The following is a 7,943-nucleotide window of genomic DNA, read 5'->3' on the forward strand; positions in this document are numbered from 1 at the left end:
TATCTCGTTAAGCCAAAACTAGCCACAACCGCTTCCGTTATGCTCGATGTACGAATGCTTTTTTCCGCCCTTGTAGATGCTGATTTTCTTGATACGGCACAACACTTTGGCGAAGAGCGTGAAACCCCCAAAAGTTTAGAGCCTGCACGCGCTTTAGCAGCCCTCGAGCGCTATCTCGACGAAGAGGTACGTCAAAACAGGCGCGCCAAAGCCGAGGTCATTGCAGTGCGAGAGGAGTTGTTGCACAACTGTCGAGAGGCTGCGACTAGTTCTCCGGGTCTCTTTACCCTTACGGCTCCAACCGGTTCAGGAAAGACATTGGGCATGTTACTGTTTGGCCTGACCCATGCCCAACAGCACGATTTTAAGCGTCTGATTCTTGTTTTTCCCTATCTTACTATCATCGAGCAGGTTGTCTCCCTATGTCGTGCTATCTTCGAGCCTGTTTTCGGTAGCGGGTATGTGTTGGAGCACCACAGCTCTGCTCGATGGCAGCGACTTAGCTCGGAGAGTTCTCTTGCCGAAGAAGAGCGTCGGATCGAGCGCCAACTATCGGAGAACTGGCAGGCCCCTCTCATCATTACCACGAATGTGCAGTTCCTCGAATCGCTCTTTAGCAACTCTCCAGGGGATTGTCGTAAGCTGCACTCTATCGGCGAGAGCATCGTGTTCTTTGATGAGGTGCAGACACTTCCAACATCTATTGTGTTACCAACATTGAGAACGCTCTCGCGTCTAGCGTCGCCGCCTTATCGAGTCAGTATCGTGTTTTCCACGGCCACACAGCCGGCATTTTCTCTGCTTCACAGGGAGGTGCAGGAAGAGGGCAACAGCGGATGGAAGCCCCGTGAAATCGCTCCACCTCATCTTTTCAAGAAGATGCAACGAGTTACCGTAGACTGGCGGTTGTGGGATGACCCTCTGACGATAGAGGAGCTTTGCCGGAAAGTCGCGCAGGAGCCGATGGAGCAACTGCTGTGCGTGGTGAATATGCGCAAAGATGCACGTGCTATTGCGCTTACGTTGCGTGATATGGGGTTGGAAGGCCTTTACCACCTTTCCACATGCATGTGTCCTTTGCATCGGCAAGAAATTCTAAAAGAGGTAAAAGCTCGTCTGCTGGAGAATAAAGCGTGCAGATTGATCAGCACTCAATGCGTTGAGGCCGGGGTAGATGTGGACTTTCCCTTAGGTTACCGCATGTTAGGACCGTTATCGGCTATTGCGCAGGTAGCCGGACGAGTTAATAGAAACGGCCTTTTAGAGGGCAAAGGAATCCTGCGAGTGTTTAGGCTTTTAGAGGAACGATATCCCGATAAAGCCTACGAACAGGCCACCCGAGTTACCGAGAAGATTCTAAGAGAGCTTGGAACGGATCGGTTAGATATCGAAGGCCCAGAGTTATATCAGCGCTACTATAGCGAGCTATATAACGTGGCCGGAATTGGTCAGCTAAATCGTGAATTGCTAGAGGCCATAGCGAATCAGAACTATCGGGAGGTAGCACGAATCTATCGAATTATTGATGAGGACTTCATCCATGTTGTGGTGCCATATCAAGGGGCTTTGGAACTGTTTGAGCAGTTGGCCGATGAGGTGCGTTCAAAGGGAGTGAGTAAGTCGTGGGTGCGACGTGCCCAACCACTGACGATCAGTTTATATCTTCCACGAACTCTGTCGCGCAGTTTAGAGCCGGTACCGGGTTGGGGGAGCTTTGCCAACCGTTGGTTTCTATGCTACCGTAGCGAGGACTACGACAGCCTGGTCGGTTTTTATCCTAAGGATGACGCCGAAATGGATGTGCTTATCGCTTAAATTATCTGACGAGGAGGAAAAGTTGCTATGAGGAGATCGAATCGGCAGGTTTTAGAGGTGTGGGGTGACTTGGCCTGCTTTTCTCAGCCGCCCCTTTCTGTGGAGCGGTTCACCTATCCTGTCATCACGCCGTCGGCAGCGAGGGGCATTTTCGATGCTATCTACGTAAAGCCCTCAAAATTTCGATGGCAGATTCTCGAGATCGAGCTGTTTGAGAGGCCGCGCTACATCGCTTTACGTCGAAACGAGATGAAGCAAAAAGCACCGGGAACCGACACGCTTTGGCGCTGGATGGAGGGACGGGAGGAGCCAGAGCCTCTCTATGCGGACACCGATGACGAGGCCAAAGGGCGCACTCAGCGGCAAACCATCGCCCTCAAAAACGTGCGCTATCGCCTGCATGCCGAGATACGCCCCTGGCCGGGCTATGAGGACGAACTGGCAGCATTTGAGGCGCAGTTTCGACGCAGAGCGGAACAAGGACAATGTGCTTGGCAGCCTTATTTGGGCATGCGCGAGTTCGCGGCCTACTTTCGATTGGTGGACGAAGCCGACCGAGCCACACCCATCCCTTTCGATATGGAGGTTGGATGGATGCTATACGATGTATTCGACCTTTCACGGCCAGGAACAAGCGAAGACAAGCCCTTCATCACGCTGTTTCATGCGCGAATCGAAGGAGGACGCTTGCAGGTGCCGCCGTTTGAAAGTCCAGAGGTAAAAAAACCCATTCCAGGAGGCTAAGAATGATCGATCAACTCGTACGCTATGCCACCCAAAAGGGGCTTCACTCCGAACCCGGTTTCGCCACTCAAACGATTCGATGGTGTCTTAGCTTTAGTGCCGATGGTCGTTATCTAGGGGTAGTGCCGCTCGGAGATAAAGTTGGGCGCAAGTTCGATGTTTGCCCCAATTTGTCTCAACCGGAGCTGGTGCGCTTAAACCCAGGAAGCCAGTTTCTTTATGAGTCGGCAGATTGTGTGGTGCTCTACAAGGTGAAGCCGGAGGATTTGCAAAAGAAACAGGAGAAACACAACTTCTTTATAGGGCTTCTGGAGCAGGCTTCCGCAGCAGTACCCGAGCTGAAAGCCGTTGCGCAGAGCTTGCGTGACCCACAGATATGCAACAGAATCTGTGAAGACCTGGAGCGCAATAAAGTAAAACCTACCGATAAATTGACACTGCAGGTTGGCAGCAACCTGCTTCTGGAGGATAGTCGCTGGCATGATTGGTGGCGTCGGTTTCGCAGCAGTATTGGCGGTAATGTAGGAGCTTCGCAAGCAACCGGCGGGGCGAGAATGGTCTGTTTCGCAACAGGAGACTCAGTAGTTCCTGAACCAACTCATCCCAAAATACGCGGGTTGGCGGATGTTGGCGGACAAAGCTCCGGTTCCTCTCTTGTTGGCTTCGATAAAGATGCTTTTGAGTCGTATGGTCTGAAACAGTCGGCCAATGCGGCCGTTTCGGCAGAGAGCGCTGCTGCCTATCGCGCTGCTTTGGAAGACCTTCTACAAAACAACGCCAATCGCCTCGCCGGTACCAAGGTGGCATATTGGTACAGTCACGCAGTTCCTAGCGAAAACGACCCCCTGGCCTATTTGTTAGTTGAGCAAATGGAGGAGGGGCAAGAGGCACAAGCACGAAGCGCTCTGCAGCGTGCCCGCAATCTTTTAAACTACCTGCACACTGGTCGTACGGAGGCCATCGAGCTAGGGCATAGCTATTTCTACATTCTCACTTTATCCGGTGCGGCTGGTCGTGTTATGGTACGCGACTGGGCCATGGGCCAGTTTGAGGATTTAGCCACTCACGTGGCTGAGTGGTTCGAACACCTGCGGATCGTCCGCTATGATGGAGGAGGTGATGCTCTTAACCCCGGTTTAGAACGTTTAGTTACCAGTTTGCTTCCACTCCGATCATCTCAACAACAATATGAGGATTGGATTAAGCCCCTCTCTGGGGTGCGAACGAGTCTGCTTCATGCGGCTATTGAAGGCACACCCCTGCCTTTTGAAGTGCTTGGACGCATACTCTATCATCACAATCAGTTTGTTCTTTCGGGGGAGTGGGAGAAGGCGGTAGAGACACGAAACCGAAACCTGTTGAACCTTCTACAGGCTCGCATGGCTTTGCTGAAAGCCTATAATATTCGCAACAAAGGAGACAAAAACATGAAATCTAATCTTAACAAGCAACACCCAAGTCCTGCCTACCACTGCGGTCGCCTTATGGCTGTTTATGCGCGTCTGCAGGAGGCGGCACTGGGCAATGTGGGGGCAGGCGTAGTTCAACGTTTCTATGCGGCTGCCTGCGCTACTCCGGCGCTCGTGTTGGCAAGGCTAGACCGCACTGCGCGATTTCACCTTAACAGCATAGAGAGCAAGGGGCTGCAGAACTGGTATCTCGATCAGCTCACCGAAATCTACAACGCTATCCCAGAGCGGCTTCCGAGAACGCTGAGCCTTGAAGACCAGAGCCTTTTCGCTCTTGGTTACTACCATCAGCTTGCCGAGATGCGTTCACCTGCGAAATCCGAATCATCGTCAGACCAGTCCAATCAAAAAACCATAGAGGAGGAATAGAATGTCTAACCCCATCTCCAATCGTTACGAGTTTCTCTACTTTTTCGATTGCCAAGATGGCAACCCGAACGGCGATCCAGATGCCGGCAATGCCCCACGCGTAGACCCAGAAGACATGCATGGCATCGTATCGGATGTGGCCTTGAAACGGCGTGTGCGCAACTATGTGCTTGCCAAGCACGAGAACAGAATGCCTTACGCCATCTTCATCGAGCATGCTACAAATCTCAACCGGCATATTACGCGTGCCCATGAGGAGACAGGAGGCTTGAAACTAAAAACCTCGAAGGAGGATAAGGCATCCAAAGAAAAAGTGCTGGAAGCCCGCGAGTGGATGTGCGCAAATTTCTACGATGTGCGCACCTTCGGAGCGGTAATGAGTACAGGGCCTAATGCGGGGCAGGTCCGTGGGCCGGTGCAGATAAGCTTCGCCCGTTCCATAGACCCCATCTATCCTTTAGAGATATCTATCACGCGGATGGCCATTGCCGCAGATGTGCAAGGGGCCAAGAGCAGTGAGGACTATCTCAAGTGGGAGCAGGAGCAACCGGAAGACCAACTGCGAACCATGGGGCGCAAGTCGCTGATCTCCTATGGTCTCTACCTCGCGCGCGGCTTTGTGAGCGCTCACTTAGCTCAAAAGGACGATACGTTCCGCGGTACCGGCTTCTCCGAGGCGGATTTGGAACTGCTCTGGGAAGCCCTCGGTAACATGTACGACCATGACCGTTCTTCAAGTAAGGGGATGATGTCGGCGCGCAAGCTTATTGTGTTCAAGCATGTAGGCACCGATACGATACCTGAACAACGCAAACGGCAGGCGATCTTGGGTTGCGCTCCGGCCTATAGGCTGCTTGACGTGGGCGGTAGCGAAGACAACGGGGAGATCGTACGCATCTGGCGGAAAGACGCTCAGAAGCCAGCGCGTAGCTTCCACGACTACTGTTTGGAGATATATGCCGATCGGGTACCGCCGGGTGTCGAGCTTATCGAAAAGCTCTAGTGGTAACTGTGCGCCGAGTCGTCGCCTCCCCTCTCCCAAATTGGGAGAGGGGAGAAGTATGTTGGCCTTTTTCAACGAATGTCAGATTTGTTAGAAGCTATCTAATGGTATTATTACGCATCGGCCTGTAGGAGAAAGGAGGCATCGTAAGGAATGCAAGAGGAGGAACCGATCTTGATATCTGCTCTTGCCCAATACGGCTATTGCACACGCCGATGCGGTCTCATGCATGTCGAGCAGCTTTACGAGGAAAATCCTTATACCCTCATGGGGGCACGTGGGCACACGCAGGTAGACGTGGAGGATGTAGTTTCCGTAAGGGGTGCCCGCATTGAACGGGCTTTGCCTTTGTGGTCGGATCGCTTAGGCTTAGTCGGCAGAGCCGATGTGGTCGAGTTTTGGCCGGACGGCACCATCTATCCCGTTGAGTACAAACACGGCCCGCGGCGCCATAACCTGTTTGACGCGCTGCAAGTATGCGCTCAAGGCATGTGTTTAGAGGAGATGTTTGGTTGTTCAGTAGAGAAAGGGGCTATTTATCATATCTCATCACGTAGACGTCGAGAGGTGCTCTTCACGGAGGAGTTGCGAACGAAAGTTTTAGAGGCTATCGCGGATATCCGTGATATGATACGTGAGGGCCGGGTGCCACCTCCAGTAAACGACAAGCGTTGCCCCAACTGCTCTTTACACGACATCTGCATGCCGGAGGTGTTGGCAACTGGGCGGTTTGCTTGGCATGCAAAAGCTCTTTATCGGTTAGAGGAGATGGAGGAAGAAGAGGATGAGTCGTGAACTGCTAAACACTCTGTTTGTTATGACACCAGGCGCCTATGCTCGGCTAGACGGCGATACCGTGCGTGTGGAGTTAGAGGGTGAGAAGCTCATTCAAGTCCCTCTCATACATATCGGCCAGTTGGTCTTTTTCGGGGCTACGTCCTTAACACCTCAACTGCTCATGCGTTGCGCAGAGGAGGGGAAGGATGTCGTCTTTTTAGACTACGCCGGCAACTTTAAGGCGCGCGTGATTGGGCCTGAGTCGGGCAACGTATTGCTGCGTGCAGCTCAGTATAAGGCTCACTGTGATAGCCAGATGACTCTGAACATCGCGCGTCCTATCGTTGCGGGAAAGATAAAAAACTGCAGGAACAACCTCTTGCGTGGCTTACGCGACAGCGGCATATCTGCGCAGGGAAAGATGGCTCTCGATGAGGCTGTTGGCGTTCTAGGAGAGTTGCTTGGTCGGACAGCTGAAGTAACAGAGATCAACGCTTTGCGGGGGATTGAGGGTCAGGCGGCGGCCATCTATTTTGAGGTTTTTGATCATCTCATTAAGCAAGAGAATCGGGCCTTTCGATTTCAAAATAGGAGCCGTCGTCCCCCGCGCGATCGTATAAACGCTCTGATCTCTTTTGTATATACGCTTCTCCTTGCGGAGTGTGAAAGCGCGTTGGCAAGTGTCGGGTTAGATACTCAGTTTGGTTTTCTGCATGTTTTGCGTCCTGGTCGTCCGGCATTAGCGCTCGATCTCGTTGAGGAGTTTCGGCCCAGTGTGGGTGATCGTTTCGTATTGGCACTTATCAATCGTGGGCAGATAGAGGAGCGTCACTTTGAGGAACGTGCTGGAGGCAGCGTTTTGCTTAATGAGGATGGTCGTAAGGTAGTATTAGGCGCTTACCAGAAAAGGAAGCAAGAAGAAGTTCATCATTCCCTATTAAAGACGAAGGTACCATTGGGCCTTGTTCCTCAGTTACAGGCACGTTTGCTTTCGCGTTATATACGCGGAGATACAGACTACTACATCCCGTATACGGTTAAATGATAATGTCTGTGGGGGGGTGGTAGTTGTTAGGCAGATAAGGGGGTATACTTGCTAATGAATATAGCTTAGGTGTGTAACGTTGGACATTGTGGTAACCTATGATGTCAACACGGAGACGGAGGCCGGCCGGCGTCGTTTAAGGATGGTGGCTAAGGCCTGTGAGGCGTTCGGGCAGCGAGTACAGAACTCGGTTTTTGAGTGTAGCCTATCCGAGACCAATTTAGAGCGTTTGCGAACACGTCTGCTAAAAATTATAGACTTAGAGTGTGACAGTCTACGCATATACCGTTTAAAGGGTCGTCGAGAGGACGTAGTAGAGGTTTACGGGCGGGATTTATATCGTCCCCCGTCTGATCCGCTTATTATTTAGGATAACCTAAGTTTGCGCGGATCGGGAGTGATCGTAGGTTCGAGAGAGAGGTTCGCGCAGGATTTTGAGAGTATGTGTTATAATATAAGAGGGAACTTCTCGAGGGTAGAGGCACATAGGGCCTTTATTTTGAGAGTAAGTTGACCGTGTCACCGGCTCTTCGGAGCTGGTGGGGATTGAAACGCTCTGCAACTCTCGTACGTTGGCAGGCCTGACACTGGTGTCACCGGCTCTTCGGAGCTGGTGGGGATTGAAACTCCGCCTAGTAGCCGATAGATATCTGCGATTTTGAGTGTCACCGGCTCTTCGGAGCTGGTGGGGATTGAAACACGATTTCTACTAACACCGATA

General features: G+C 52.1%; 7 protein-coding genes. All 7 read left to right on the forward strand.

What is annotated here, in order from left to right; all coding sequences use genetic code 11:
- A partial coding sequence (gene cas3 / locus VKV18_RS07085) for a CRISPR-associated helicase Cas3' (RefSeq protein WP_324203512.1) occupies positions 1-1,815 on the forward strand: 1,815 nt, incomplete at its 5' end.
- Positions 1,816-1,842: 27 nt separating this feature from the next.
- Positions 1,843-2,559: a type I-C CRISPR-associated protein Cas5c gene (gene cas5c / locus VKV18_RS07090; protein ID WP_324203513.1), complete on the forward strand. Its 717-nt coding sequence runs from the start codon at positions 1,843-1,845 to the stop codon at positions 2,557-2,559.
- Between the two features lie 2 nt (positions 2,560-2,561).
- Complete coding sequence (gene cas8c, locus VKV18_RS07095; protein WP_324203514.1) at positions 2,562-4,397, forward strand: type I-C CRISPR-associated protein Cas8c/Csd1; 1,836 nt, start codon at positions 2,562-2,564, stop codon at positions 4,395-4,397.
- 1 nt (position 4,398) lies between these two features.
- Positions 4,399-5,400: a type I-C CRISPR-associated protein Cas7/Csd2 gene (gene cas7c, locus VKV18_RS07100; protein WP_324203515.1), complete on the forward strand. Its 1,002-nt coding sequence runs from the start codon at positions 4,399-4,401 to the stop codon at positions 5,398-5,400.
- Positions 5,401-5,553: 153 nt separating this feature from the next.
- On the forward strand, positions 5,554-6,195 hold the full coding sequence (gene cas4 / locus VKV18_RS07105) for a CRISPR-associated protein Cas4 (protein WP_324203516.1): 642 nt from the start codon (positions 5,554-5,556) through the stop codon (positions 6,193-6,195).
- The gene (cas1c, locus tag VKV18_RS07110; protein WP_324203517.1) at positions 6,185-7,222 is read left to right on the forward strand and encodes a type I-C CRISPR-associated endonuclease Cas1c; all 1,038 of its coding nucleotides are present in this window, start codon (positions 6,185-6,187) and stop codon (positions 7,220-7,222) included. Before cas4 ends, cas1c begins: the two co-directional genes overlap by 11 nt.
- An 88-nt stretch (positions 7,223-7,310) precedes the next feature.
- Complete coding sequence (cas2, locus tag VKV18_RS15820) at positions 7,311-7,592, forward strand: CRISPR-associated endonuclease Cas2 (RefSeq protein ID WP_345786398.1); 282 nt, start codon at positions 7,311-7,313, stop codon at positions 7,590-7,592.
- Positions 7,593-7,943 lie beyond the last annotated feature (351 nt).

This window comes from Chthonomonas sp., assembly GCF_035294505.1.
Taxonomy (GTDB): Bacteria; Armatimonadota; Chthonomonadetes; order Chthonomonadales; family Chthonomonadaceae; genus Chthonomonas.

What these genes read in the sequence shown, in the direction of transcription:
- cas5c (WP_324203513.1), top strand. Translation starts at nt 1,843, where the DNA reads ATGAGGAGATCGAATCGGCAGGTTTTAGAGGTGTGGGGTGACTTGGCC.
- cas8c (WP_324203514.1), top strand. Translation starts at nt 2,562, where the DNA reads ATGATCGATCAACTCGTACGCTATGCCACCCAAAAGGGGCTTCACTCC.
- cas7c (WP_324203515.1), top strand. Translation starts at nt 4,399, where the DNA reads ATGTCTAACCCCATCTCCAATCGTTACGAGTTTCTCTACTTTTTCGAT.
- cas4 (WP_324203516.1), top strand. Translation starts at nt 5,554, where the DNA reads ATGCAAGAGGAGGAACCGATCTTGATATCTGCTCTTGCCCAATACGGC.
- cas1c (WP_324203517.1), top strand. Translation starts at nt 6,185, where the DNA reads ATGAGTCGTGAACTGCTAAACACTCTGTTTGTTATGACACCAGGCGCC.